The 26,758-nt window shown below is 62.2% G+C and carries 20 protein-coding genes; 12 read left to right on the top strand and 8 right to left on the bottom strand.

Features of this window, described 5'->3' with window-relative positions:
- Positions 1-88: 88 nt before the first annotated feature.
- The 6 genes from ACR65T_RS17675 to ACR65T_RS17650 all read right to left on the bottom strand — a co-directional run bounded on the left by ACR65T_RS17675 (position 89) and on the right by ACR65T_RS17650 (position 8,263).
- Positions 89-991, bottom strand: coding sequence for a hypothetical protein (locus tag ACR65T_RS17675; RefSeq protein ID WP_434497708.1), 903 nt, complete (start codon positions 989-991; stop codon positions 89-91).
- A complete protein-coding gene (locus ACR65T_RS17670) occupies positions 978-1,676 on the bottom strand; it encodes a hypothetical protein (protein WP_434497707.1) in 699 nt (232 codons plus the stop codon). The genes ACR65T_RS17675 and ACR65T_RS17670 overlap by 14 nt, the downstream gene beginning before the upstream one ends.
- Positions 1,677-2,176: 500 nt before the next feature.
- Positions 2,177-2,386 (bottom strand): hypothetical protein, encoded by a 210-nt coding sequence (locus ACR65T_RS17665; RefSeq protein ID WP_434497706.1) that lies wholly within the window; start codon positions 2,384-2,386, stop codon positions 2,177-2,179.
- Positions 2,387-2,397: 11 nt separating this feature from the next.
- Positions 2,398-5,481 carry an efflux RND transporter permease subunit gene (locus tag ACR65T_RS17660; protein WP_434497705.1) on the bottom strand — a complete coding sequence of 1,028 codons (3,084 nt, stop codon included), beginning with the start codon at positions 5,479-5,481 and terminating at the stop codon, positions 2,398-2,400.
- A 15-nt stretch (positions 5,482-5,496) separates the two neighbouring features.
- Positions 5,497-6,639: an efflux RND transporter periplasmic adaptor subunit gene (locus ACR65T_RS17655; RefSeq protein ID WP_434497728.1), complete on the bottom strand. Its 1,143-nt coding sequence runs from the start codon at positions 6,637-6,639 to the stop codon at positions 5,497-5,499.
- 28 nt (positions 6,640-6,667) lie between these two features.
- The gene (locus ACR65T_RS17650; RefSeq protein ID WP_434497704.1) at positions 6,668-8,263 is read right to left on the bottom strand and encodes an efflux transporter outer membrane subunit; all 1,596 of its coding nucleotides are present in this window, start codon (positions 8,261-8,263) and stop codon (positions 6,668-6,670) included.
- A 293-nt stretch (positions 8,264-8,556) separates the two neighbouring features.
- On the opposite strand from ACR65T_RS17650, the gene ACR65T_RS17645 reads away from it, so the two are divergent.
- The 12 genes from ACR65T_RS17645 (at position 8,557) to ACR65T_RS17590 (ending at position 24,741) form a co-directional block, all read left to right on the top strand.
- Positions 8,557-9,324 carry a TetR/AcrR family transcriptional regulator gene (locus ACR65T_RS17645; RefSeq protein WP_434497703.1) on the top strand — a complete coding sequence of 256 codons (768 nt, stop codon included), beginning with the start codon at positions 8,557-8,559 and terminating at the stop codon, positions 9,322-9,324.
- Between the two features lie 431 nt (positions 9,325-9,755).
- On the top strand, positions 9,756-9,842 hold the full coding sequence (kdpF, locus tag ACR65T_RS17640) for a K(+)-transporting ATPase subunit F (RefSeq protein ID WP_083481374.1): 87 nt from the start codon (positions 9,756-9,758) through the stop codon (positions 9,840-9,842).
- Between the two features lie 31 nt (positions 9,843-9,873).
- A complete protein-coding gene (gene kdpA / locus ACR65T_RS17635; protein WP_434497702.1) occupies positions 9,874-11,583 on the top strand; it encodes a potassium-transporting ATPase subunit KdpA in 1,710 nt (569 codons plus the stop codon).
- A gap of 12 nt (positions 11,584-11,595) precedes the next feature.
- Complete coding sequence (gene kdpB / locus ACR65T_RS17630) at positions 11,596-13,644, top strand: potassium-transporting ATPase subunit KdpB (protein WP_434497701.1); 2,049 nt, start codon at positions 11,596-11,598, stop codon at positions 13,642-13,644.
- 11 nt (positions 13,645-13,655) lie between these two features.
- The gene (gene kdpC / locus ACR65T_RS17625) at positions 13,656-14,255 is read left to right on the top strand and encodes a potassium-transporting ATPase subunit KdpC (RefSeq protein WP_434497700.1); all 600 of its coding nucleotides are present in this window, start codon (positions 13,656-13,658) and stop codon (positions 14,253-14,255) included.
- A 27-nt stretch (positions 14,256-14,282) separates the two neighbouring features.
- Positions 14,283-16,982, top strand: coding sequence for a DUF4118 domain-containing protein (locus ACR65T_RS17620; protein WP_434497699.1), 2,700 nt, complete (start codon positions 14,283-14,285; stop codon positions 16,980-16,982).
- The gene (locus ACR65T_RS17615; protein ID WP_434497698.1) at positions 16,979-17,668 is read left to right on the top strand and encodes a response regulator; all 690 of its coding nucleotides are present in this window, start codon (positions 16,979-16,981) and stop codon (positions 17,666-17,668) included. The genes ACR65T_RS17620 and ACR65T_RS17615 overlap by 4 nt, the downstream gene beginning before the upstream one ends.
- Before the next feature lie 388 nt (positions 17,669-18,056).
- Positions 18,057-20,063, top strand: coding sequence for a hypothetical protein (locus ACR65T_RS17610; RefSeq protein ID WP_434497697.1), 2,007 nt, complete (start codon positions 18,057-18,059; stop codon positions 20,061-20,063).
- Positions 20,064-20,295: 232 nt separating this feature from the next.
- Positions 20,296-21,168, top strand: a complete 873-nt coding sequence (locus ACR65T_RS17605) for a diguanylate cyclase (RefSeq protein WP_434497696.1) — start codon at positions 20,296-20,298, stop codon at positions 21,166-21,168.
- A gap of 749 nt (positions 21,169-21,917) precedes the next feature.
- Positions 21,918-22,100 (top strand): hypothetical protein, encoded by a 183-nt coding sequence (locus ACR65T_RS17600; protein WP_434497695.1) that lies wholly within the window; start codon positions 21,918-21,920, stop codon positions 22,098-22,100.
- Positions 22,101-22,176: 76 nt separating this feature from the next.
- Complete coding sequence (locus ACR65T_RS17595; RefSeq protein WP_434497694.1) at positions 22,177-23,727, top strand: CHAD domain-containing protein; 1,551 nt, start codon at positions 22,177-22,179, stop codon at positions 23,725-23,727.
- A 165-nt stretch (positions 23,728-23,892) separates the two neighbouring features.
- Positions 23,893-24,741 (top strand): hypothetical protein, encoded by an 849-nt coding sequence (locus ACR65T_RS17590; RefSeq protein ID WP_434497693.1) that lies wholly within the window; start codon positions 23,893-23,895, stop codon positions 24,739-24,741.
- Positions 24,742-24,795: 54 nt separating this feature from the next.
- On the opposite strand, the gene ACR65T_RS17585 is transcribed toward ACR65T_RS17590, so the two are convergent.
- Positions 24,796-24,924 (bottom strand): hypothetical protein, encoded by a 129-nt coding sequence (locus ACR65T_RS17585; RefSeq protein ID WP_256034246.1) that lies wholly within the window; start codon positions 24,922-24,924, stop codon positions 24,796-24,798.
- Between the two features lie 119 nt (positions 24,925-25,043).
- Complete coding sequence (locus tag ACR65T_RS17580; RefSeq protein ID WP_434497692.1) at positions 25,044-26,750, bottom strand: bifunctional protein-serine/threonine kinase/phosphatase; 1,707 nt, start codon at positions 26,748-26,750, stop codon at positions 25,044-25,046.
- Positions 26,751-26,758: the final 8 nt, after the last annotated feature.

Raw genomic sequence — 26,758 nt, 5'->3', positions numbered from 1 at the left:
ATTCCCGCTTCCTCCCAGATTGCTCTGGTAGGACGCAATGCTTCCGTAAACTTCGCCCGAGAACGAAGATCCGGGACCGTTTGTCGCGTCATTCGTTCCAACCGCCGCGTCGAACAGCCGCCCGGTCAACTGATCGCCGCCCAATGCGCCGGCTACGCCGCCGATGAGGGCGCCTCCGCCGGCTCCCAACGGCAGTCCCAACGAAGGGAATGACGCTGCCGATGACGCCCCCAAAAGAAGCGCCGCCCCAAGCGCCAGCCGCCGCGCCGCCCCAGCGGCCGCCGAACTGCGCGCCGCTTCTTTTCGCGCCCAGATTGTCACCCGCGGAAAGTTGCTGCTGGATTTGTGCTCCGGTCATGACAATATCGACAACCGCGCCCAAAGCGCCTGCGCCACGCAACAATTGCCCCGCCGCTCGATAGCCCGCGGTTGCCTTATTCATTGACGAAAGGTTCGCGGCGTCCGCGGGCGCCTGCACGCCTGTGCTACCGCCTCTAACGCCATTCAAATCGTGAACGCCGGTCTTTACCTCGATAAAGTGTTGTGTGGCGCCGGACCAAAAGCTCCTCGTCTGTAACGTCAGGTCCAGCGTCCGCGCGTTGCCGGTGATTGGATTGTTCATACGCAGCGACGGGCCATTCGTCGCGACTTCGCCTATGATCGACGAACCGTAGTATGACTCGAGCCTCGCCCTTTCCGCCAGAACCGCCTGGTAGTGATTGAAATTATTGACGACGGGCGTGCCTTTGATGCCCTGAAGCGAGCCGGGAGCGATGGGATATGCGCCGGCTTTATTGAATTTGATGCCTGACGTCGTCAGAAAGTCCGATAGCGCCTTCGTGGGTCCGCCGGCGTTCGCGAGCGGGCTCGTATAGAAGCTCCAGGCGAACGACGCCGCCGGATATTTCACGATCAGAGTAGTCCCGATCGAAAAGGCTCCGATCGATAGACCGGGGACGATGGATCCGTTCGAGTTTTTATAAGGGTTCATTCGTGGAATCCCCTATTATAATAGGCTCATCGCCGTCGGGCAGACGTGAATAGTACAGTTGCGCCTTCGCCACTCTGATCAACACATTCTGCTCAAGGTAGGGGCCGCCACAGCCGATGACGGATAGTTCTCGACTTCCCGCCACCGTCCCGTATCCCGATGTAAGCACGTCGCATGCGCCCCCGCGCGGCATGCCGCCGAGATGTGGGCGCATATAGCCGACACTCCTGAAAGTCGCAGGCTCTTCCACGTGCCCGCGGTAAATATCCCAATAGAGCCGAGGGCGTTTTGAGATCAGATATTCACCAATGTAAATCCCAATATCGATCATCACGTTGTAGCCAGCATAGACGCCCTCCCAACGTGGCTGGTAATCCGCAAAAATTGCCATCGTATAGGTTTCGTCTCCAATCAGTCCCCCGCCATAATCGTCGACCCATCGGCTGACAGCTCTGATCCCGTCTCCGTCAAGCGTCGCGACGACGCCGAAATTTGTACGCAGCCAATTGCGGAAAAACGCGAGCCTTTCGAGCCGAACACACATGAAATAATCGAAATTCTCTCTCGCTTCGCCTTCGCTCAGCTTTTGCTCGGACTTCTTGTGCGGCACGTCATAAAGCGGATAACCCTTAAGCGCGCGCCTTACGTGCGCGTGTTTCAGCCAAAAGCGAGGATAGATCACCAACGACCTCTTCAGCTACTTCGCAGTCGACAGGAGTCCTGAAATAATGACCTTCTTTGTATGCACGACCTGAAGCGCCTTCGCTGCGCTGAATTCGGTTGTTGAGATTGCTGAGAATGCCCGTCGCCGTTTAGAGGATGTTGTGTGCTTTTGATCGGACAGGGCCGCCTGGAGCGATCGAGATTGTATCGCGCGGATCCAGTTTGCCCGTAGGCAGCCGATCGGCGGCGCGGAAAATCGGTTGAGAATCTGGCGATCCGAACCGCCCTCTCAGGAGCCTGGATCATCGCCTCTATAGTATTCCGCCGCTCCGACCGGAGCGCTGCCGCCGACAGGCATCGCGGAAAAAACAAGCGCGCCGGGCCCAGCCGGGGCGCAGCAAACGACGACTTGCGCAAATATGCGTTGAAAATCCTCAAGACAAATCTTCCCGTCATTCGCCGCGATACGGGGATAGGCAACGCCAATATTCTTTAAACAGACTAACCGCTTCGCTTACGCCGTCAAGCCGCTTTCAGATATATAGATCGGGATTTTTTCACCCTCGTGACGGATTTATACTGATTGGCCCCGCCCGCCGTCCCGCCGATCGGCGTCGCGACTGTGGGGCCGTCGGCGTTGCTGACGATCAGCTTGAATTGCGAGAAATTCGCGTCGCTGGCGCTGAGCTTGCCGTCATGGTTGGCGCCAAACACGTCGCGCAGCGCCTGCATGTCGACCGTATTTATGGATGCGCTGGCGACACGAGATCGAGCGCGGCCTTCTTGCGCGCCCCCGAGTGGTCCGCCGCGAGGACGAGATAGACCGCGGGCAGAACGAACAGCGTGAACAAGGTGCCGATGGAAAGGCCCGAGGCGATCACCAGACCCATGTTGAAGCGCGACGCCGCGCCCGCGCCCGCCGCCATGATGAGCGGGAAGACGCCGAGCACCATCGCCGCGGTGGTCATAAGGATCGGACGCAGGCGAATGGACGTGGCCTGCAGGATCGCTTCCCGTTTCGACATGCCGCCGTGTTGCAATTCATTGGCGAACTCCACGATCAGAATGCCATGTTTGCTGATCAGGCCCATCAACGTCACCAGGCCAACCTGGGTGTAAATATTGATGCTGGCACCGCCAAAGCCGAGCATGATGAACACCAGCGCGCCGGCGATCGACATCGGGACGGAGACGAGAATGATCAGCGGATCGCGGTAGCTCTCGAATTGCGCGGCCAGCGCCAGAAAGATGATGATGAGGGCGAAGCCGAACGTCACCGCGAAGCCGGTCGACTCCTGAATGAACTGACGCGAGGGTCCGGCATAGTCGATCGTATAGGTCGAGGGCAATGTTTGGCGCGCGACCTCTTTCAGCGTGTCGAGCGCCTCGCCGGCGATGACGCCAGGCGCGGCCACGCCAGAAATCGTCACCGAATTAATCTGCTGGAAATGATTGAGCGACTCGGGAACGATGGCGGTTTCCAGCTTGGCGACGGTCGAAAGCGGCGCCAAGGAGCCGTCCGCCGTCTTGATGTAATAATTCAAGATCTGATCCGGATTCAGTCGAAACCGTTGGGCGACCTGCGGAATGACTTTGTACGAACGGCCGGCGAGCCCGAAATATTGCGTATAGCCGCCGCTTAGCGCGGTGGTGAGCGCGCCGCCGACGTCGATCATTCTCAGGCCGAGTTGCGCGGTCTTTTCGCGGTCGATGACAAGCGACAACTGCGGCTGATCGATCTTGAGATCGGTGTCGAGGAACATGAACTTTCCCGTCGCCAGAGCTTTCGACAGGAATTCGCGGGAGATGCCGTCCATCTTCTCGAAAGGGTCGGTGCTCTGAAAGACGAATTGAATCGGCAAGCCCATCGAGCCGGGGAGCGGCGGCGGCTGGAAGGCGACGAAGCGCACGCCCGCAACGGCGCTCAGCTCCTGCTGGAGCATATGCTGCAAATCCTCCGCCCCGACCTTGCGCTCATCCGCGGGCTTGAGCACGACGCCGGATAGATTCGCCGCCGGCGAATTGATCTGGAACACGCTGTCGGTCTCTGGATGCTTGGCGATGATTTTATATGCCTGATCGGCGTAGTACAGCTTTTGTTGGAGAGTGGCGTTGGGCGCCGGAGTCGCCTGCGCCAGAATGATGCCCTGATCCTCGTTTGGCGCGAGTTCGCTCTTGGCGCTGGCGTAAAGCCAATAGATGCTCGAAAGCACCAGCCCGCCGAAGACGAGCGTCACCGGGACGTAATTGAGGGAGGAGTCCAGCAGGCGGTGATATCGATCGCGTACGGCGTCCATCCGCGCATCGATGTAGCCGACGATGCGGGACTCAAGCGTCTCCTCGCCTCGCTTCGGGGGCTTGAGCGCCAAAGCGCAGCTGACCGGCGACAAGGTGAGCGCGACGATGCCCGACACGGTGACCGCCGCCGCCAGCGTAAAAGCGAATTCGACGAAAAGCGCGCCGGTGAGGCCGCCCTGAAAGCCGATCGGCACATAGACGGCGATCAGCACGATCGTCATGGCGATGATCGGCCCGGCGAGTTCGCGCGCCGCCTGCAGCGCGGCGTCGACAGGCGTCAGGCCTTCGCCGAGATGCCGGTTGACGTTTTCGACGACGATGATGGCGTCGTCGACCACGAGGCCGATCGCCAGCACCAGCGCCAGCAGCGTCAGCAGATTGATCGAGAAGCCGAAAGCGAGGAGAAACGTCAGCGAGCCGATGAGCGAAAGCGGGATCGCCATGATCGGGATCAGCACCGAGCGCCATGATCCCAAAAACACGAAGACGACGGCGGTGACGATGAGGACCGCTTCGATGAGCGTGTGAATCACCTCGTCGATGGAGCTGTTCACGAAATTCGTCGTGTCGTAGACGATCTCGCTATTCAAGCCTTGCGGCAGCGCTTTGAGAATGTCGGGATAGGCGTCTTTTACGCCTTTGACGACATCGAGCAGATTCGCGTTCGGCGCCACGAGAATGCCGATATAAACCGCCTGCTTGCCGTCGAACGACACCGAGGATTCATAGTCGTCCGCGCCGAGCGTGACATTGGCGACGTCGCGCAGCTTCACATTGGCGCCGTTCACCTGCTTGACGACGAGGTTGCGAAACTCCTCGAGCGAGTGGAGCGAGGTCGCCGCCGAGAGATTGACCTGAACCCATTGGCCCTTGGTCGAGCCGAGGCCGGCGATATAGTCATTGCTCTGGAGGGACGCCGCCACTTCGCTGGCGGTGAGTCCATAGGCGGCGAGCTTCACCGGATCGAGCCAGGCTCTGAGCGCAAAGGTCTTGCCGCCGATGAGTTCCGCCGTCTGCACGCCCGGCACCGATTGCAGACGCGGCTGCACGACGCGGATGAGATAGTCCGTCACCTGGCTCGGCGAGAGGATGTCGCTGTTGAAGCCAATGTACATGGCGTCGGTCGTTTGGCCGATCTTGACGGTGATGACGGGACGCTGCACGGCCTGCGGCAATTGGTTGAGCACCGAATCGATCTTGGTGCTGATCTCGGTGAGCGCCTTGCCGGAATCATAGTTCAGCCGCAGATTGGCGGTGATCGTGCTCACCCCGATCTGACTCGTCGAGGTGAGATAGTCGATGCCATTCGCCTGCGCGACGGCGTTTTCGAGCGGCGTCGTGACGAAACCGGCGACAGTCGCCGGATCGGCGCCAAAATAGGACGTCGTCACCGTGACAACGGCGTTTTGCGTGCGCGGATATTGCAGCACGGACAGAGTCGCCAGCGATCTCAGGCCAAGCACCAGGATCAGCAGGCTCAACACGCTGGCGAGCACCGGGCGGCGCACAAAAATGTCCGTGAAACGCATCTTGCGAAATCTCCGTCACTGATCCACGGGCTTGGGATAGGCGTCGACAGGCGGCGACGGCTCTTGCGAAATGGCGAGCGGCGCGCCGTTGCGCAGCTTGACCTGACCGGCCGTGACGACCGTGGCGCCTTCGGGCACCCCTTCGAGCACCGACACTTCGTCGCCGCGCGCCTCGCCAAGCCGAACGAAGGCTTGGTGCGCGACGAGCCCGGAGCCTTGCGGCGCCTTCTTATCGGCGCTCTCCTGGCTTTTTTGCGCAAGGAACACCGAATTGCCGAAAGGCGCATAGACGATCGCCGTTTGCGGCAGCGTGATGAGGCGCTGGGGCTTGCCGGTCGCGATTTCCACCGAAGCGAACATACCGGGACGCAGCTTGCGTTCGCCATTGGCGAGGCTCGCGCGTATCTGCACATTGCGGCTCGCGAGATCCACCTTGGAGCTGATGGCGTCGATCTTGCCCGTAAAGCTCTGGCCGGGAAAGGCGTCGACCGTCGCGGCGATCGTTTGTCCGACCGACACGCCATTCAAGTCCTGCTGCGGCAGGACAAAGTCGAGAAAGATCGGATCGAGCGCCTGCAAGGTCACGATCACCGTGCCGGCGCCGATATATTGGCCAAGATCAATCTGGCGGATGCCGAGCCTTCCGGCAAAGGGCGCGAGCAGAGTCTTTTGCGCGATCACCGCCTCCTGCTGCACGACTTGGGCGTTGGCGCTTCTCAGATTGGCGACGTCCGAATCCACTGTCGCCTGGCTCACGGCCTTGATTTTGAGTTGCGACTGGTCGCGGCGCAGATTGATGGCGTTGAGCTCCGCCGTGGCTTTCAGCGATTCGAGCCGGGCGTTGTCCGTATCCTTGCGCAGCTCGAGGAGAATTTGCCCCGCCTCGACGTCCTGGCCCGACTGGAAATGGATCTTCTCAACGATTCCGGAGGTTTCGAGCGAGAGGTCGGCGCCGTTGACGGCGCGGAACGTGCCGATCGCTGAAAACTTGGGGCGCCATTCCCGATAGGCGGCCGTCGTCACCGACACGGTCTGCGGCGGATTGGCCATGGAGGCGAGGAACCGCCCGATCATCATCGAGCGGAAACTGACGAAGCCGTAAAGGGCTGCGAACACGAGGGCGACGCTGGCCAGCATGATCATCATGGGCTTGAACATCGATCCGAGACGGTCTTGCAAAAGCGTGTTAACGGGCACGGGAGCGTTCCTCAGCCTCGGCGCGTATGGCCGCCGCGATCGGCAGGGTTGAAATGAGGTCGGTGGGTTTGGGAAGCGACGCCGGCGTCTCGTCGATGCGATTCCACCAACCGCCGCCGAGCGCCTGCATCAGCGCCGCCGTATCGGAGAAGCGCGCGGCCTGCGCCTGGACGCGATTGATGCGGGCGCTGAGCAGAGTCTGCTCGGCGTTGAGCACCGTCGTATAGGTGGTCGAGCCGGCCGTATATTGGGCTTGCGAGATATCCAGGCTTTCAGCGGCGGCCCTTTCCGCCGCAACCTGCGCGCGCAGCGTCTCGGCGTCATGCTTGATCGCCTGCAAGGCGTTGGCGACGTTCTGGAAGGCGCTGATCACGGTCGCGCGATACTGCGCTTCCGACTGTTCGAGCGCGGCGAGCTTCGCCTCGCGCTGGTGAAACAATCTGCCGGCGTCGAACGCCTGGCCGGAGAGCTGCGTCGCAAGATTGTAGACCGAGGTCTGCGGCAAGAATAATTGCGAAAAATTGGGCGCCTGACTGCCGCCACTGCCCGTCAGCGTGAGCTGCGGCAGCATATTGGCCGTGGCGACGCCCACATTGGCGCTTGCCTGATGCAACTGCGCCTCCGCCGAAAGCACGTCGGGACGCTGGCGCACCAGATTGGACGGCAGGCTGAGCGGCAGATCGCGCGGCAGATGCAGATGCTCTATGTCGATCGCCTCTCCCTTATCGTCATTGGGAAAGCGGCCGAGATAGGCCATGAGCTGATTGCGCGTCTGCGCCCGCGCCTTTTCGAGCGGCGGCAGCGTCGCTTGCGCCTGAGCGACGAGCGCCTTTTCCGAGACCACGTCGGCCGCGCTCACGGCGCCGAGTTCGAAGCGCTTCTGCAGAATGTCGAGCTGTTTCTGATAGTCGGCGATGAGTACGCGCGTGACCTTGATCTGCGAGGCGTAGGAGGAATCGGCGATCGCCGCGGTCACCACATTGGCGGCCAGCGCCAGATAGGTCGCCTCAAGCTGGAAGCGCTGATATTCGGCCGCGGCGACATCGCCCTCAACCGTACGCGCCGTCTTTCCAAAGACGTCGGGCGTGAATGACACGGCGACATTCGAATTATGGAGCGTATAGAGCAGCGCCGTTCCCCCGCTCGACGATCCGCTCGAGGAGGAACTTTGCGAGAAGCCGCCAAATTGCGCCGTCGTCATCTGCGTGCGCGCCACGCTCTGGCTCAGAGTGGCCGACGGAAAGAAGGAGCCCACATCGGCTTCCGTGGTTTCCCGCGCCTGGCGAAGCGCCGCTTCCGCGGCCGCGATGTTCGGATGATTGTTCACCGCCTCGGCCACGAGCGCCGAAATCTGCTTCGAGCGGAACAGTCGCCACCATTCCCCCGGAATGTCGCGGCCATGAATGAGCCTTTGTGCGCCGCCGCCCGCGATAGCCGCCGATTGGGTGACGTTGGCAGGCTTGCCCACCGCATAGCCCGCGCCCAACGGCGCATCGGGCGCGGCAAAGTCGGGGCCCACCGCGCAGCCGGAAAGCAGCACGGCAAGCAGAAGCCCCAGCACTGCCGCCCCACCCTTTGAGCTCATCAATGTCCTTTGGAGCCGATCGATGTTTCGCGCCTTCGGGCTTTCCGGCGGAACAGCGGGGCGATCCCCCACAAGCGTTTTGAGCAACGGCCGGAATATTTGAGGCGCCCTCCGTCTCATATCGGACCCAGGTTAAACTGAACGGTTCAGTTTTATGCTTGCCCTTTGGCGCCTGTCAACGTTAAATTGAACTGGATCGTTCAGTTTGAAACTTTTCAAAAGGGGGCCGATAGTTACGTCACGCCACCGGCCTTTGCCGGTTCAGCCTCGGTGGAGGCGTGGGGAATGAGCGTATGGCGCAGGGGCAGAGCCTTGAAGCAAAAGTCGGCGGCGTCGCCGGTATGAAGACTGAAATCGAGGAACCCGCCATGAAGAGCCCGTCGACGGATCATGCGACGGCGGCAGGATCGACAGAGGCGCATGTTGCGGGACGGAAGGAATGTTCCGTGATCGCGGCCGCGCGAAAATTATTCCTCGAACAGGGATTCGCCGAGACGAGCATGGACGCGATCGCGCGGTCCGCTTGCGTGTCGAAGGCGACGCTTTACGCTTACTTTCCAAGCAAGGAAGCTTTGTTCGCTCATTTGATCGAAGGGGAATGCCGCCTGAAAGCGAGCAGGCTGCAGATGCCAGATCTCGATATCGGCCTTGTCGAGGCGCTTCGAAGCTTCGCGCGACAATTTGTCGAGGTGTATTTGACGCCGGAGTCGATGGCGTTTTTTCAGGCGATTTCCAGTGTGCGCATGCGCTTTCCGCAACTCTGCAGGCTCTTCTTTGAAAGTGGGCCGAAAAACGAGCTCATGCGCGTCGCGGCGTTGCTCGAAGAGGCCAAAGACCGCGGCCTCCTGACGTTCTCAGACGCGAATGAAGCCGCGAGCCATTTTTTGAGTCTTGTCCGCGGGGACCTACCGCTTCACACGGCGCTCGGTCTCGAACCGGGAGCCGAAGCCTCCGTTGCCGCGAAGGTCGACGCCGGAATTGATGCTTTTCTGAGAGCATACAGGCGAGAGGGAACTTCGCGCGTTGCAACGGGATGTCGCAACGGGACCGCTTCAAACTAATTTTACGATGCGAATATCGTTTGATCGCCGCCTCATCTATCCATTCTGCTCACCACCTTGGGACGAGCCGCGAGCGAGCGCCATGTGAGCGGCCTCGACCAGCCAAAATCCTAATAGCGCCTTTACATCATTCCCGTGCAAATTGCGGTTCGTCATTCTCGTTTGGCGAAGACCGAAGCGAGAACGCGACATTAAAGCGAGATGCGCTCATGCCTCTATCTCTCATTGGCCTCGGCGTCGCGGCCTTTATCTTTGTGATCGCGAACAATCTGTTTCACGAGATGCGCGCGCGGCGTGCGCGCATTGATTCACGGCGCCGGTGAGCGCGGCGAGGACACATGCTCGATATTCTGTACGTTGGCCTCGGTCTTTTCCTGTTTGCGATCGTCGGCGCCTATGCGCGGGCCTGCGGGCGCCTTTAGGAGCACCGCATGTTTGAACCTGTCATCGGACTGATCGTCGCCGTTCTTCTCGGCGCCTATCTCGCCTATACGCTGCTCCATCCGGAAAAATTCTAAAGGGAGGCTCGGCGCATGCCGGGCGTTCGCCATGACGTCCATTGGGCTGGCGCAAATCGCCATCGTCCTGCTCGCCGTTATTGTCGCGGCTGTTCCGCTCGGCAATTACATAGCCACCGTGTTAGCGGGCGAGCGCAGCCTGCTCTCGCCCGCGCTCTCACCCATTGAGCGCGTCTTCTACAGACTCGCCGGCGTTGATCCTGCGCGGGAGCAAAACTGGCTTGCCTACACGATGGCCATGCTAGCCTTCAGCGTGGTCGGATTTGCTTCCCTCTACGCCCTGCAGCGGCTCCAGGCCTATCTGCCGCTCAATCCTCAGGGCTTTAGCGGGGTTCCCGCCGACCTCGCCTTCAACACGTCGATGAGCTTCGTCACCAACACCAATTGGCAAAACTACGGCGGCGAGTCGACGATGAGCCATCTGACGCAGATGCTCGGCCTCACGGTGCACAATTTTGTGTCCGCTGCGACGGGCCTTGCAATGGCCTTCGCCTTGGTGCGCGGTTTCTCGCGCGCCGAATCGCCGACGATCGGCAATTTCTGGGTCGACCTCACGCGTTCGACGCTGTACGTGCTCCTGCCGCTGTCGATCGTCGTCGCGCTCGCCCTCATCGCTCTCGGCGTGCCGCAGACGCTACAGGGTTCGATCGAAGCGACGACGCTCGAGGGCGCCAGGCAGACGCTCGCGATAGGCCCAGTCGCCAGCCAAGAGGCGATCAAGGAACTCGGAACCAATGGCGGCGGCTTCTTCAACGCCAATTCCGCGCATCCTTTCGAGAGCCCGAACGCCCTTTCCAACATGCTGGAAATCTGGGCTCTGCTCGTCATCCCCTTCGCCGCGGCCTTCGCCTTCGGGCGTGCGGTCTTTGACTATCGACAAGGTCGCGCGATCGCCATCACGATGATGATCGTGCTCATCGCAGGCGTTCTGGTCGCTTACTGGGCCGAGGCAGGCGGCAATCCGTTGCTGACCGAGATCGGCGTCGATCCGTCGCCCGGCAATATGGAAGGCAAGGAGGTCCGCTTCGGCCCCGCGATGAGCGCGCTCTTCGCCGCGTCGACCACGGGTACGAGCTGCGGCGCGGTCAACTCGATGCACGACTCCTTCATGCCGCTCGGCGGTCTCGTGCCCTTGTTCAACATGCTGATGGGCAGCATCGCGCCGGGCGGCGTCGGAGCCGGGCTCTACGGCTTTCTGGTGCTGGCGATCATCGCCGTTTTCATCGCCGGGCTTATGGTCGGCCGCACGCCGGAATACCTCGGCAAGAAGATTGAGACACGCGAGATGAAGCTCGCGATGCTGGCGGTGCTGATCTATCCGCTCAGCGTGCTTGTCTTCACCGGCGTTTCAGTCATGCTTCAGACCGGCCTCGCCAGTCTGAACAACGCCGGGCCGCACGGGCTTTCCGAAATCCTTTACGCATTCGCTTCAGCGACGGATAACAACGGATCGGCTTTCGCAGGTCTGGCTGGCAATACGCCCTGGTACAACACGACGCTCGGCGTCGCGATGCTGCTCGGACGCTTCGCCTTCGTCATTCCCGTGTTGGCGATCGCCGGCGCGTTCGCGGCGAAAAAGAAGGGCGCCGCCTCGGTGGGAACCTTCCCGACGCATGGGCCTCTCTTCATTGGCCTGCTGCTCGGCGTCATCGTCATCCTCTATCTGCTGCAATATTTCCCGGCGCTCGCGCTCGGCCCCATCGTCGAGCATTTCGCGCTGCTTGCCGGAAAAACCTTCTAAGGAGCATGTCCGATGTCGCATAAGGTCGCCGCTCCAGGTCTATTCGACGCCGCGATCACGAAGCGCGCCGCAATCGACGCCTTCAGGAAGCTCGATCCGCGGCGCCTCGCCCGCAATCCGGTGATTTTCGTCACGGAAATCGTGTCGGCGGTGGTCACGGCGTTCTTTGTGCGCGATCTCCTTGCGCAGAACGGCGCCGCCTTTTTCTCGGGGCAGATCGCCGCCTGGCTGTGGTTCACCGTGCTCTTCGCCAATTTCGCCGAAGCGGTGGCGGAGGGACGCGGAAAGGCGCAAGCGGACGCTTTGCGCAGGACGCGTAGCGATTCACACGCCAAACGGTTGCTTGATCCGCAGAACAAGAGCGGCATGACGGACGTCTACGAAGGCGTTTCGGCGCTCGATCTCAAACTCGGCGACCTTGTGCTGGTCGAGGCGGGCGAACTCATCCCCGGCGACGGCGAAGTGATCGAAGGCGTCGCCTCGGTCAATGAGTCGGCGATCACAGGCGAGTCAGCGCCGGTCATCCGCGAGGCGGGAGGCGACCGTTCCGCCGTTACCGGCGGCACGACGGTTCTCTCCGACTGGATCAAGGTCAAGATCACCGCGGCGCCCGGTTCGACCTTTATCGATCGGATGATCGCGCTCGTCGAGGGCGCGCAGCGGCAGAAAACGCCGAACGAACTTGCGCTGTCGATTCTCCTGTCCGGGCTGACCATCATTTTCTTGATCGTCTGCGTAACGCTTTGGCCGCTTGCGATCTACTCCGGCGCGGCGATTTCGGTCACCGTGCTGATCGCGCTGCTCGTCTGTCTGATCCCGACGACGATCGGCGGACTCTTATCGGCGATCGGCATCGCCGGCATGGACCGACTGATCCGCTTCAACGTCATCGCCACCTCGGGTCGCGCTGTGGAGGCGGCGGGCGACGTTGACACGCTGCTCCTCGACAAGACCGGGACCATCACCTTCGGCAATCGCATGGCCGACGAGTTCGTTCCGGTCGAAGGCGTTTCGGAACATGCTTTCGTCGAAGCCGCGCTGCTTGCTTCGCTCGCGGATGAAACGCCGGAGGGGCGCTCCATCGTCGCTCTGGCGAAAAGCGCGCTTGGTTCTTCGACGCCCGACCTCGGACCGGACGCGCAGATCGTCCCTTTTTCGGCGCACACGCGCATTTCCGGCGTTGATCTTCCCGGCCGGACGCTGCGCAAGGGCGCCGTCGACGCGGTCGCGGCGCAAGCTAAGTCCGTTCCCGTTGATTTCGAAGCCGCCGTCGAGCGCATCTCGCGTTCGGGCGGCACGCCCCTCGCCGTGTCGGAAAACGGCATGCTGCTGGGCGTCATACATCTCAAAGACATCATCAAGCCCGACATAAAATCGCGCTTCGCGGCCTTGCGCGCGATGGGCGTCAAAACCGTGATGGTCACCGGCGACAATCCGATCACCGCCGCGGCGATCGCCGGAGAAGCGGGAGTCGACGACTTCATCGCGCAAGCCAAGCCCGAGGACAAACTCGCCTATATTCGTAAGGAGCAGCAGGGCGGCCGCCTGATCGCCATGTGCGGCGACGGCACCAATGACGCGCCGGCGCTGGCTCAGGCGGACGTCGGCGTCGCCATGCAGACCGGCACCCAGGCGGCGCGCGAAGCCGGCAACATGGTCGACCTCGACAGCGATCCGACAAAGCTCATCGAGATCGTCGCGATCGGCAAACAGCTGCTGATGACGCGCGGCTCGTTGACCACCTTCTCAATCGCCAATGACGTCGCCAAATATTTCGCGATCATCCCGGCGCTGTTTGTCGTCGCCTATCCGGAACTGGAGGCGATCAACATCATGAAACTCGCCTCGCCGCAGTCGGCCATCCTCTCGGCGGTGATCTTCAACGCGCTCATCATTATCGCGCTCATCCCGCTCGCGCTGAAGGGCGTCCCGTACCGGCCCGTGGGCGCCGCCGCCTTGTTGCGGCGAAATCTGCTGATCTATGGGCTCGGCGGCCTGATCGCGCCGTTCATCGGCATCAAGCTCATCGATCTCGCCGTCTCGGCCATTCATCTCGCGTAAGGAGTCCTCAGATGCTCTCCCAAATTCGTCCGGCGATCGTCATGATCGTTCTTTTCACCGCGCTGACCGGACTCGTCTATCCGCTCGCGATCACCGGGGTCGCCCAACTCGCCCTGCCGACGCAGGCGAATGGAAGCGTGATCGAACGCGACGGAACAGTGATCGGCTCGGCGCTGATCGGACAGAACTTTGCCTCCGATCGCTATTTTCATGGCCGGCCTTCGGCAACGACAGGCCCCGACCCGGCTGATCCTTCCAAGATGGTCGATGCCCCCTACAACGCGGCGAACTCGATGGGCTCCAATCTCGGGCCGACGTCGAAGAAGCTCGTCGACCGCGTCAATGCGGCGATCGAGGCGGAATTTTCCGCCGGCCGCATCGATGTCGTCGCCGCTGACGCCGCCACAACGTCCGCCTCCGGCCTCGATCCGCATATTTCGCCGCAGTTCGCGCTGGCTCAGGCGGCAGCCGTCGCCAAGGCCCGCAATCTCAGCGAGTCGCAGGTGCGCGCCGTTGTCGAAGCGAATGTCGAAGGGCGCATTCTTGGCGCGATCGGCGAGCCGCGCGTAAATGTGCTCTTGCTCAATATGGCTGTTGATCGCTTAAAATGAGGCTGAGGCCCTAGAAGGTAGACGTCTTTGGCCCGCGACGACGGAGACTTCGAGCGCCGACCCGACCCCGACGCTCTCCTTGCCCTGAGCGACAAGGAGAGCAAAGGGAAACTCTGCGTGTTCCTCGGCGCCGCGCCCGGCGTCGGCAAGACCTACGCAATGCTGGCGCGCGCGCAAACGGCCAAGGCTGAGGGCGTCGATGTTGTCGTAGGCGTAGCGGAAACTCATGGGCGCGCTGAGACGCAAGCGCTCCTCAACGGTCTTGAGACTCTGCCACGTCGCAAATGCGAATATCGCGGTCGGATCATCGAGGAATTCGACATCGACGCGGCGCTGGCGCGAAAACCTCAGCTCATCCTCGTCGATGAACTCGCGCACACCAACGCGCCCGATAGCCGCCATCCCAAACGCTGGCAGGACGTCGAGGAGCTGCTCGACGCCGGCATCGACGTCTGGACGACGCTCAATGTCCAGCATCTTGAAAGCCTCGCCGATGTCGTCTCCCGCGTCACCGGCGTTGCGGTGCGCGAGACGGTGCCGGATCGCGTCCTGCAGAACGCCGCCGACGTCATCCTTGTCGACATCACGCCGGAAGAGTTGCTGCAGCGACTGAAGGATGGCAAGGTCTATGTTCCCGAGACGGCGAGACGCGCGACGCAGAATTTCTTCACGCCGCGCAACCTCACGGCGCTGCGCGAACTTGCCCTGCGTCGAACCGCGGAACGCGTCGACGATCAGATGGTCGACTTCCTTCGGCAAGGCGCGATCGAAGGCCCCTGGGCGACGGCGGAACGCTTGCTCGTCTGCGTCGGCCGGAATGCAAACTCCGAGGCGGTGGTTCGCGCCGGCGCGCGCCTCGCTACGGCCCTCAACGCCACATGGATTGCGCTTTACGTCGAGCGCGCCGGCCAGGAAGAAGAATCTGCTGAGGTGGTGCGAAGCGTCGACCAGGCGCTCAGGCTCGCGGAACGGCTCGGGGCGGAAATCGCCCGCGCGCCAGGCGACGATCTCGCGGGCGAAGCGCTGCGTTTCGCGCGACGCGAGAATATCACGCAGATCGTCTTGGGCCGCTCGCGCGCGCGGCCTTTTTCTCGACTGCTGCGGCGCTCGCTAACCGACGAGATTCTTCGGCGGTCGACCGATATCGCGGTTCACGTCGTCGTGCAGGAGGACAGCCCGCCGCAAAGCCGACAGGCTCGGAAATTGCCGACCTTGTCACAGACATGGCTCGGCTTCGGCGGCGCTGCGGTCTCCGTCATGATGACGGTCCTGATCGGTCATGGCCTCGAGCGCTGGCTCGGCCTCGTCAATCCGTCGGTCATCTTCCTGCTTCCCGTCGTGCTTTGCGCCGTATGGCTAGGGATGTGGTCCGCGATCATTGCTGCGGTTCTGTCCTTTTTCGCCTGCGACTTTTTCTTTTTCAGTCCGCGCTATGAACTCACCATTTCGCAACCGCAGGAATTTCTAACGCTCGTCGTCGCGTTGGTGGTCGCGGTCATAACGGGAATGCTCGCGAGCAAAATGCGCACTTACGCGCAAAACATGCGGCAGCGGTCTCAAGCCGTGCAGTCGCTGTTCGAATTCTCGCGCAAACTCTCCACGATAGCGACGCTCGACGACATTCTCTGGGCCTCCACTCTGCAGATTCAAAAAGCCGGCGAAGCGTCCAGCGTCATCATGCTGATCCCCGAAGAGGGCGGTTTGAAAGCGTCGGCGGCCTGGCCGCCGGTCGATCGGCTGGACGCCGGCGAACTTGCCGCCGCCCGTTGGGCGCTCGAAAAATCCGAGCCTGCCGGATGGCGGACGGACACGCTGCCGAATGTGCGTTTTCAATTCCGGCCACTCGCGACGGCGCGCGGCGTCGTCGCCGTTTGCGGGATCGAGCCCAAGACGCCCGAGGAGCCGCTTTCCGCCGCCGCGGAAAGCACGATTGCTTCACTGATTGAACAGACCGCGATCGCGATCGACCGTTCGATGCTCGTCGGCGAATCTGTCAAGGCGGCGGCTCTCGAGGAAAATGAAAAACTACGGACGATCCTGCTCTCCGCCCTGTCGCATGATCTGCGCACGCCGCTGACCTCGATCACCGGCGCGGTGACGAGCCTGCGCGAACTTGGCGAGAAGCTTCCGCCGGAGGATCGCAAGGACCTTCTGCTGTCGATTGAAGAAGAGGCCGGGCGCCTGTCGCGCTTCATCGCCAATATGCTCGACATGTCGCGCATCGAGTCCGGCGCGCTGGCGCCGCGCAGCGATCTCGTCGATGTGGCGGAGGTGATCCGCAGCGTCCTCGAAAGAGCCAAGAGAAGTTTTCCAGGCAAAGATACTTCGATCAGCATCGCGCCCGACCTTCCGCCTATTCGCGGCGACGCCAATCTGCTCGGACAGGTTCTCTTCAATCTGATCGACAATGCGCATAAATATGGCGGACCTGCCGGCGCGATCGTTCACGCCCGGCGCGAAGGCGGCGACGTCGTCATCACCGTGACCGACGAGGGGCCCGGCGTGAAAGCAGCCGACCTCGAGCGCATTTTCGAGAAATTTTATCGTAGCGGGCGCGTCGACGGCCGCAAGGCCGGCACCGGCCTCGGCCTCTCGATCTGCCGCGGTCTGGTCAGGGCCATGGGCGGAACCATCGTCGCGCAAAGCCCTGCCGCCCGCCGTCGAGGCATGAGACTCATCATGCGTTTTCCCGCCGCGGGCGAATCGAAGCGGCGCGTGGCGGCATGAGCGGCGCGCGCGTCCTCGTCGTCGACGACGAGCCTCAAATACAGCGCGTCTTGCGGCCTTCGCTGACGGCGAGCGGCTATGAGGTGCGCGAAGCGGCGACCGGCCGCGAGGCGCTAGCGGCGGTAGGCGAATATTCGCCCAAACTCATCATCCTCGATCTTGGCCTTCCGGACATGGACGGCAAGGAAGTGCTGCGAAAGCTGCGAATCCTTACGCGAACGCCGGTGATCGTTCTCTCGGCGCGCGACCGCGAATCCGAAAAGATCGCGGCGCTCGACCTCGGCGCGGATGACTACGTCGAGAAGCCATTCGCGATGGGAGAGCTGCTGGCGCGCATGCGCACAGCCTTACGTCATTCGCATGATACGACTTTGGAGTCGGAACGCGTTGCGGTCGACGGGCTTGTCGTGAATTTGCATAAGCGCTTGGTGACGAAAAATGGCGCGCCGGTGAAACTGACGCCGAAGGAATTCGATCTTCTGGCTTTTCTCACGCGACATTCGGGCCGACCGGTGACGCACCGGGAAATCCTCAAGACCGTTTGGGGGCCTGCGCATCAGAACGACAGTCAATATTTACGCGTCTTCATCGGCCAGCTACGGGCGAAGATAGAGGAAAACGCCGCGACGCCCAAAATCATCGTGACCGAACCCGGCGTCGGCTACCGATTTATCGAGTCCGAGTAAGAGGGACTTATCCTGTAACCGTGTCACGCTGCGTTTAAACGCGAGACTCCGGCTTCATCAAATTCATAGGCTTTATCAGTTACTTAATTTGATAATTTGTATTTCATTTTGGTATGAGGCGCGTCAGATCCGCCCTGCGCATTGCGCAAATCCGCTTCGCGCCCACACGCCCGCCAGGGCGAGCCTTATTGCGAAGGCGGCGGTAGCCGCTCAAGCCGTTTACGCGGACTCTGTGGCGGAACGACGTCATGGCGCTGCATAGGAGTTTCACGCGGCCGCGCGCGCGATGGCGCTGAATTGCGCGATTGCCGCGCGCGCGGATATGCTTCGCCAGACTTCAGCTTCGCATGGCTACGGCGCCATGCCTCACGCTCGGGCGCGGCCGTCAATGTGGAGAGAGCAGTTCGACTATTACTGGGATGGGCGGCGCCGGCTGGCCATCGGCTGGTTCGAGGGCGCCGAACGCGCGGCGGTCCGGCCGGAGCTCACGGTCGTCTCGGCGCGCGACGAGCGCTTTACGAGCGCGCCCACGCTTGTCGACGTCATCGGCGCCGCGCGCTGGCGCGCCCGCATCATTGTCGTTGATGTGCCGCCTGAGCATCGATTCGTCCGACTGACCGCCGCCGACGGCGCCGAACTCATCCTGGCGCTCTCCGCGGAGCGCGAGCTGCCCCAGGGCGGCGACTGGCGTCTGCTCCTGACGTTGCTGCCGGACGCCGGCGGCGCCGACCCCGTCGCCTTTCGGCTGGCGGCGTTTCCGGCGCGCGGCGACGTCGAACGGCTGTCGCGCGAGCAGACCGCGGCGGCCGGCGCGCGATTGGTATGGGCGATCGGCCAGCGCCGCGTCGTCGAACGCGCCGACAACGCCGTCATCATCCGCCTCGCGCCGGCGCGCCGCATCTTCCCGGCCTATCAAAGCCGACTCGTCCTGGAGGCGGCGCCGTTCGAATCCTCGGCGGCCGCCGACGCGCGCGAGGCGCCCTTCGCCATCATGGAGCATTGGCTGCGCGAATCCGGCGCGCCGCGCATTATCCTTCGCCTGCGAATTCCCGATTCGATCGAAGAGAGCGCCACGCTGCTCGGCCGATGCAGCGTCGCGCTGGCGATGAACCAGCGCCGGCGGCTGAAAGGCTGGACGCTCGAGCAGCGATCGGCGGGAGAACCCGCCGTGGATCCGCTCACCTTCGACGACCTGCGGCAGGCGACGGGCGATCCGCATGAACATCCGGACGCGGCGGAAACGGCGGAGCCGGTCGTCGTCGGCAATCTTTTGGCGCTGCTTGTCGATCCGGAAGAGGCGGAGGTCGACGGAATCGCCTTGCGTCGCAGCCGCGAGAAAGTTGCCCCCGGCATGGGCGAAACCGCGGAAATCGAGTTTTACGGCGCGGCCCTTGGCGACGACGTCGGCATCGTTTGCCCGGCCGCGGGGCCCGGCGATCTCGGCATCGCCCCGATCGATCCCGGCGGCCCCGCCTTCGCGCGGCTTTTTCGCGTTGAAGGCGACGGGCTCGCGCCGCGCCGCGCGACGGATGACGACGGCCTTCTCGACGAGCTCATGCGCCGCGCCGCCGACGCCGCGCGCGCCGCGACCGGCGCAGCCGCTCGCGCCGTGGCAGAACGCGCCGCCGGTCTGAAGGGCCGGCGCGACAAGTTTGTCGCTTCGCTGAATGGCGCTCTGGCGCGCGCGGAAGTCGCTGCGCGTTTCGAGCCGCCGGGCCTGTGGGATGCGCTCGAACCCTTGGCGCAAGCGAGCTTCGCCGCGCTCGTCATCGGCGAGGCGGGGCCGGCCCGCGCGCGCCTGCAGCAGCTCGGCGGCTATGGCGCCTTCTGCGCCGATCCCGCGCTTGCGGCGGGGATTGCGGAGGGCGGCGAATTTGCGCAGTCCGCGCGCCTTTCCGCCGAAACCGCGCCAGCGCGCGGCGCGCCTTCTCTGCTTGCCCGCTATCTCGACGCGTGCGGCGCCCAAGGCATGGCGCCGGCTGGCGTTGACGCCACGCAAGAAGCGCGGCTCATGCGCGCGCTCTTGAAGGAACCGGACGTCGCCGCGTTGCGCGAGGCGCGCGTCGCTCTGGCGATCGACGACGGCGTCCGGCGCGAAGCGGCGAAGGCGGCGCGATTCATCGTCGACGCCGCCGCGGTCGAGCGGGCGCGCGCGCATTTTGCGGAAGCTGGCGCGAGGGACGCCGCCGACATGCTCAACGCCTACCTTGACGTACGGCGCGCCGGCGGCTGGACGCCGCCGCACGAAGCGCCGACTCTCGCCGCGCTCGTCGCGCGCGCCGGCGTCGAACTCGACGCCGCGCGGCGCGAAGCCGACAGCCTCGCGCAGGCGCCGCGGGCTCAGGAGCGGTCGAAGGGATTAATTGCTGCGATGCGCGGTATATTTGGACGCTGATGGCCAAGGCCGCGCGGCTTGCGGCCGTTCGCCCGGACAATCGCTGGAGAACGCTGTCTTCGCTCTCTCGTCAGAGCCGCCGAATCAAGCTGCCTCCCCGCTCGCTTGCAAAGCCGCGAAAGCGACAACCAGGTCCCTTCGCAAGAATGTGACACTGAATTGGAATATTCTGCCGCGGAACGCGTGGCGCAAGCAACGCTGAAAACTTCGGTGCCCCATGCCCTTTTCCAAATTGAGCCGCGAGCAAAAGCGGACGACTCTGAATGAGCTCCGGCAGTCACTTTTTCAGCACGAACTCTGGTACGAGAATTTCAACAGAACGATCATTTGCGATCAGGTTCCCGACGAGCGGGATCTCCGGGAAGATGCGAACCATAGGTGGCCGCTCGGACAATGGCTGCATGGCGCTGGCGCCAGTCGTCTGGGTTCGCACCAAAGTTTTTCGCAGATTTTGCTCGCGCATGAGCTTATGCACCGGCACGCGGCTATCATGCTGCGAACCGCGTCGGAGCACCGGTCCATTCCTCTCGACGACTATGAATTATTCCTGTCGGCCCTCAAGCAGGTTCGCGCCCAATTAGTGACCATCAAGCACGAACTCGAGGATGCGCTTCGTAATCGCGATCCGTTGACGGGCGCGGGGAACCATATCGCGATGTTGACGGCGTTGAGCGAGCGGCAGGCCCTCGCGCCGAGACCCACATGTCTCGCGATGATGGACCTGGATCACTTCAGGGAGGTGAACGACACATACGGCCACACGCTCGGCGATGAATTTCTCGTGCAATACGCGGAATTCGTGATGTCCCACTTGCGGCCCCATGATGAGTTTTTTCGCTTTGGAGGCGAGAAGTTCCTCTACTGCGCCGCGGATGCGGACCTGGAACAGGGTCGCGCAATCGCAGAGCAGTTGCGAAAAGGCTTATCGGACAGGGAATTCTTCGTCGAAGGCTATTTGCCGCTCACGGTAACGGCTTCCTTCGGGCTTACGCTCCTCGACCCATCCGTTCCGGTCGAGCAATCGATTGAGCGCGCCGACCAGGCGTTGCACGTCGCTAAAGCCGCAGGTCGCGATCGGATCGCGAATTGGCAGGCGCCAAACTAGCCCAACATGGGCGGACGAGCTCGCACGGCCGCTGAGGCGGCGCGCGACTCGCACAGCAGCAACCCCGCCGCCGCGGCACACCTATTGGCGAGCGGTAGAACTCGCCCGTCACGAGAGCGTAACCGACAGGCGATAGCGATGCGGCTTTCAAAACCCGGAAATTTTCGCCCCGCCGGCGCCGAGTCGGCGGGGTTTTCTGCTGCGCTGGGAGAGCCTGACGATAGGCGCGATCACAGACCTAAAGCCGAAAAGGTCCGCGGCCTTGGAGGGCGGCTCCTGCTCAATCTATTCAAAAACTGGTCGTCAGGCGACGCTTGCCGGAACGTTCGCGTGTTTCTAGATGAAGCCTACATGCAATCCAGGAACTTTGTTCAATCCCATGTTATCATTAATGTTTGGTAACACGGGAACCGAAGTTCGACGAACCTGGTCCTGCGAGAATGTTTAGCGCTGAACGCCGTTCAATCGCGGCGCGGTTTATTCGCCGCGCCTCCGAAGGATTTTGTGGCGAGAAGCTGCTCGCTCACGTCCATGGCGATTGCCCCGAGGCGACAATACGAGATTTGACGGTAGGCGCTTTCATAGCGGTCACCCGAAAACAAGAGGACCAAGCTGCGGTTCTCGCCATTTATGACGTTGCCATTCTGCTTCGTCAGGCGAATAACTTGGGTCTGTAATCGATCGTTGGCCGATGCACACTTGGCTCAGACCATCAATTCCATGCAAAGCCACGCATTCAAGAGGACGACATGACAGATAGCGACAAAACCGAAGCGGAAATTTTGCAGCAGTGGATTGAGGCTGTCGGCGGCGGCATCTCTCTTGGAGAGAGCCTGTTGAAATCTGTAGAGGTGTCAAAAAGAGGCGATAAGCTGACCATCGTGCTGAAGAAAAAGAAGCAGAAAAAAGGGTCCGACCAAAAACAGCCATAGTCGCTCCGGACCGACCCGCCGCGGTAGCGCCTGTCGAGCGCTACGCGCCGCTACAAAAATGATATAAATTCGTCACATGAGCGAGATCGAGCTAAAACTCCTGCTGGACAAGACAAAGTCGAGTGAGATTTGGGCGCGCGTGAAGGCATCGAAGCTGGCTCACGGCGCTCCTGTAACGAGAACGCTCAGAAGCATTTATCTCGATACGCCCGAGCACGCACTGAACAAAGCGGGAATTGCGCTCAGGCTCAGGCGCGATGGGCGGCGGTGGATTCAGGGCGTAAAAACCAGGGCGACCTTGCATGGCGGCCTATCGCAGGTCGGCGAGGTAGAGAACCCGGCGCCCGGCGGACGTCTGTGTCTCGATGCAATTTCTGACTCATCGATTCGGGAGGAGATCGTTGACCGCGTCAACGGCGCCCCGCTTCAGCCCGTTTGCGAGACGGTGATCACGCGCAGGACGAGCGAGCTGATGCTTTCGGACGGCACGCGCGCGGAGCTCGCGCTCGACATTGGCGAAGTTCGGGCCGGCGAACGCTCTGCTGAACTCTCCGAGTTGGAAATCGAACTCCTCACAGGCAATGCAAGCGGATTGTTCGACATTGCGCTGATCCTGGTTCCCGATGGCGGGTTGCAGTTCTCCCGACTATCCAAGGCCGCCCGCGGCTATTTGTTAGCCGAAGAGGGGCGGATCGATCAGCCTCTCGCGCCCCGCAACGCTCAAAATATTTTGCTCGATCCGGCGCAAACCGTCGAGCAAGCGGCGCGTGACGTCTTGCGCGAATGCCTCGATCAGATCGCCACGAATGTGCTCGTCGTTCGCCAGCTGGACGACGACGAAGGACCGCATCAGCTGAGGGTCGGCCTGCGGCGGTTGCGCAGCGCGTTCTCGGTCTATGCTTCCGTGTTGGGAAATGCGGTGATGAAACGGCTCGATGGCGAGGCCCGTTGGCTTGGCCGGGAGGTGGGGAGCCTGAGGGATCTCGATGTGGTGGCGAACGACATGGCGCGGCGGGAAGCCGAAACTCATCCCGACGAGCCTGGACTTTCGGCCCTCGCCGATGTGGTCGCGCGGCAGGCGCGAGAACGGCGCGAGCAGCTGCGCAAGCTTCTCGCCGGCGCGCGCGTGCAGGCGTTCCTCATTGATCTTGCGCGGTTCGTCGAGACGCGTGGCTGGCTTGTCGCGCAGGATTTCGGCCAGACCGAACGGCTGGCGGCGCCGGTTGCGGCGTTAGCGCGCCAGTCTCTCAACAAGCGCTGGAAGAAGACCGCCAAGCACGCTCAGGGACTTGCGACGCTGACCGTCGAACAGCGCCACGAGCTGCGCAAAGAACTCAAAAAGCTGCGCTATGCAGTCGAGTTCTTTTGCTCCTTATATCCGGAGAAACGAATCGATCCTTTCTTGAAGCGGCTTAAGAAGCTGCAGACCGTATTTGGCGACCTCAACGACGCCGCGACAATGAAAGCCATGTTCACGGGAACGGATGTTCCCGGCGCCGAAGATCCATCGGTACAGCGCGCCATCGGCTGGATGATCGGGGCGAGTCAGGCGCGCGCCGAATTGGGATGGATCGGCGCCAAAGCGCTCTGGAAAGATCTCGAACATACCCGCCCGTTCTGGAAATGACGGTGTCGCAAGCGGCGCGCCAATGGGCGTTTCCTTGGTAATCTTTGGATTGCCTTGGCGCTATGTTACATCGCGCGTTAAATGTTTGGACGTTGAGGATTGCGGCGCGCGATACGATGCGCGCTGTCTTGTTGATGGATGTCCGATATTGGGAGACTGAAATCTATGCAGAGCGATCCGTTCAGCGAGATCAACGCCACCTTCCGAATGCTTTATGGCGCAAATCGCGACGAGGTGTTCGCATCGACGCCGCTCTCGGCGATCACATTCATCGGGACCGGCGAAATCTGGCGCATCGAGCATGGCGTGGTCGTAAAGTCCTATCCGCCAACGCCGTGGATAACTCAGATCAAGTCGCTGATGCATGCGGTCATCGGCGTCCAGGGAACCTGGGCGCGCCTGGTGCGCGGGAAGGACCTCGAGTCCTCACGGCTTGCGGCGGTACGCCTGAATAGGGCGCTGGAGGACGCCGTCTCGCGTCTGTCGCGTGAGCTGCCTGCCGAACTCGTGTCCCCCGCGCAAATCGTTCTCGGTCAGCTGCTTCAGCTCTCAGTCAACTGGGCCGCAGGTCAGATGGCGACGCCTACGGAGCTCCCGGAAGCTCTCGAAAAGGTTCAGGTTGAACTTGAAAAGATTATCACCGCGGTGGGAGAGGCGGTCTACGCATCCATCGTCAGAGGCTTGCACGGCTTCATCGACGAGACCGACCCGGCCGTCTGGGAGACCTGTCTCGTCTGCGTTTGCGGCGTGGCCTTTGGGCGCCGCGACAATGTCGAAATCGCAGCCGCCATGTCGTTGATGGGCGAAGAGTCGGTCGGAACGCGGCTTCTCTATCTCGAGAATGCGCATGATTTGCCTCAGGCGATGGCGTGTTTGGCTGCGGCTCTCGCCGATAGGGATCTCGGAGAAGGCGTTTTCAACGATCCCTATCGCATGTGGCGTGATCTTCTGGGCGACGTCGCCGCCCGGCATGTTGGTAAAGGTTTCTTCCCCGCGCTCGGCCGCGATCGATGACGATTGCGTTATGCGCGTCGGCCAGCGCCGCCGCCGGCGCGCTACTGCGAAGCGTCAGAAGAGCCCCGCATTATAGGCGGCGACGTGACTGAATTCGCCAAGGGCCATGGCGATGTTGAGCGCTTCGGCGGCCAATGCGATGGCGACGACTCCGAAAATTCCTGTCGTGATGATCGGTCCCATGACGTTCTCCTTTCTGCGTTAATCAGAAGTTAAGGAGAGACGCGCGCTGGCGCTGTGCGCCGACGCACAAGCCATGAACGCCGGAAATCGCCCGGCTCAAGGAGATTCCCTACGCGCTCCTAGCGATAGAAAAGCGCGACCGCCAACAAGAGCGCCAGCAGCAAACAGAGCGTTTGCCAGAACACGACAGGGTTGCGTTCGTAAAGGGATTTCTTGCGCAGCGTCAACGGCTGCGCGCGCGCCGAGCCGTTTTCAAGCTCGAAGGCAAACTCCAACACGTCGCCGAAGCGATCGGCGCGCTCGACGGCCATCGCTTTGAGGATGGCGGCGTCGAGCCAGGACGGAAGGTCGGGTCTCTTGTGGGCGAGCGGCGGCGGCTTGGCGAAGCGCGGTCGGCTGAAGGGCTCGATTTCACCGTAAGGATAGCAACGGCTGAACATGCGATAGACCGTCACGCCGAGCGCATAAAGATCCGACGCTTCGTCGCCGGCGGCGCCGTCGAAAAGCTCCGGCGCCATATAGCTCGGCGTGCCTGGCGCGTGTATTTCCGGCAAGTTCTCGAGGTTTGGCGCACGACAGACGCCGAGATCGACGAGGCGCAGCCCGCCATCCCTGAGCAATATAACATTATCCGGTTTGATGTCGCGGTGGATGACGCCGCAGCGGTGCAGGGTCGCGATGGCGCGCGACAGGCGCGTCGCGATCGAGGCGCCCTCAGCAAGGTCGATGCGCGGTTCGCGCCGCAGCCGCCGCTCCAACGTCTCGCCATCGTAATATGGCATCGCCGAATACAGCCGGCTTTGTCTGCCCGGGAGCAGCTCGACGACTTCGCCGATGAACGGACTTCTCACCCGCGCCGCAACCCAGGCTTCATTGACGAAGGCGAGCCGGTAGGCCGCGTCATTGGCGACGTGCGGATGCGGAAATTTCAAAACGACCGCATTTCCGTTCTGCGTATCCGTCGCCCGCATCAGCCGACTGTAGCGCCCTTCGGAGAGAAGGCCGTCAATTCGAAACTCGTCGACAAGATCTCCGATCGCCGGCAGCTCGCCAATCCGCAAGGCCGCGAAAGCGCGCGACAGGGCGCGCTCGTCGGCGGGCGGCACATCGACGACGTCAACGACAAGCGCAGTGACATTGTCATGGCTACCCGCCTCGAGCGCCGTCTGAACGATCCTCTCCGACGTTTCCTGCGGCCCGCCCCTTTCGGCGAGCAGCGCACGCAGCTTCGCGTCCGGCAACACGCCATGAACGCCGTCCGAACACAGCAGAAATCGATCATGGATATTGAGACTATGCATTCCTTGGTCAAACAAAAGCGCATCGTCGAAACCGACCGCGCGAAGAAGCGCATGGGCGAAATCGCCGCGACCGATAGTGTGATCTTTCGTCAGTCTTTCGAGGTTGGCGCCAGCGAGTCGGTAGACGCGCGTATCGCCAACATGGAGAATAAAGGCCGTTCGGCGCGACAGGATCAGGGCGCTGAACGTCGTCGCCATGCCTTCCAACGAAGGATCGACTCTCGACTGAGCGGCGATCCAGCTGTTGGCCGCTTCGAGTGAACGGGCGGCGGCGCGACTGACCCCCAAAGTCTCCGGCTGCGCATAGTAGCCGTCGACGAAGGCGCGGACAGCGGTCTCAGCCGCCGCGCGTCCGCCCTTGTGGCCGCCGACGCCATCGGCGACGGCGGCGACGACGCCCTGCAAGGCACCGGCGCCGCCTGAACCCAGGCAAAATCCGACATAGTCCTGATTGTCGGGCCGTCGGCCTTTTTGCGTCGCAAAGCCCGCTTCGATTCGAAGATCATGAACGACGCGGACCGACACGGCTGTTC

This window comes from Methylocystis sp. (genome assembly GCF_051061285.1).
Taxonomy (GTDB): Bacteria; Pseudomonadota; Alphaproteobacteria; order Rhizobiales; family Beijerinckiaceae; genus Methylocystis.
This window is presented reverse-complemented; position numbering and strand designations above follow the sequence as displayed.

Bases quoted from the DNA above. Each gene is read 5' to 3' on its own strand.
- ACR65T_RS17675 (WP_434497708.1), bottom strand. From the start codon at position 991: ATGAACCCTTATAAAAACTCGAACGGATCCATCGTCCCCGGTCTATCG.
- ACR65T_RS17665 (WP_434497706.1), bottom strand. From the start codon at position 2,386: ATGCAGGCGCTGCGCGACGTGTTTGGCGCCAACCATGACGGCAAGCTC.
- ACR65T_RS17660 (WP_434497705.1), bottom strand. From the start codon at position 5,481: ATGCGTTTCACGGACATTTTTGTGCGCCGCCCGGTGCTCGCCAGCGTG.
- ACR65T_RS17655 (WP_434497728.1), bottom strand. From the start codon at position 6,639: ATGTTCAAGCCCATGATGATCATGCTGGCCAGCGTCGCCCTCGTGTTC.
- ACR65T_RS17650 (WP_434497704.1), bottom strand. From the start codon at position 8,263: ATGAGCTCAAAGGGTGGGGCGGCAGTGCTGGGGCTTCTGCTTGCCGTG.
- ACR65T_RS17645 (WP_434497703.1), top strand. From the start codon at position 8,557: ATGGCGCAGGGGCAGAGCCTTGAAGCAAAAGTCGGCGGCGTCGCCGGT.
- kdpF (WP_083481374.1), top strand. From the start codon at position 9,756: ATGTTTGAACCTGTCATCGGACTGATCGTCGCCGTTCTTCTCGGCGCC.
- kdpA (WP_434497702.1), top strand. From the start codon at position 9,874: ATGACGTCCATTGGGCTGGCGCAAATCGCCATCGTCCTGCTCGCCGTT.
- kdpB (WP_434497701.1), top strand. From the start codon at position 11,596: ATGTCGCATAAGGTCGCCGCTCCAGGTCTATTCGACGCCGCGATCACG.
- kdpC (WP_434497700.1), top strand. From the start codon at position 13,656: ATGCTCTCCCAAATTCGTCCGGCGATCGTCATGATCGTTCTTTTCACC.
- ACR65T_RS17615 (WP_434497698.1), top strand. From the start codon at position 16,979: ATGAGCGGCGCGCGCGTCCTCGTCGTCGACGACGAGCCTCAAATACAG.
- ACR65T_RS17610 (WP_434497697.1), top strand. From the start codon at position 18,057: ATGTGGAGAGAGCAGTTCGACTATTACTGGGATGGGCGGCGCCGGCTG.
- ACR65T_RS17600 (WP_434497695.1), top strand. From the start codon at position 21,918: ATGACAGATAGCGACAAAACCGAAGCGGAAATTTTGCAGCAGTGGATT.
- ACR65T_RS17595 (WP_434497694.1), top strand. From the start codon at position 22,177: ATGAGCGAGATCGAGCTAAAACTCCTGCTGGACAAGACAAAGTCGAGT.
- ACR65T_RS17590 (WP_434497693.1), top strand. From the start codon at position 23,893: ATGCAGAGCGATCCGTTCAGCGAGATCAACGCCACCTTCCGAATGCTT.
- ACR65T_RS17585 (WP_256034246.1), bottom strand. From the start codon at position 24,924: ATGGGACCGATCATCACGACAGGAATTTTCGGAGTCGTCGCCATCGCA.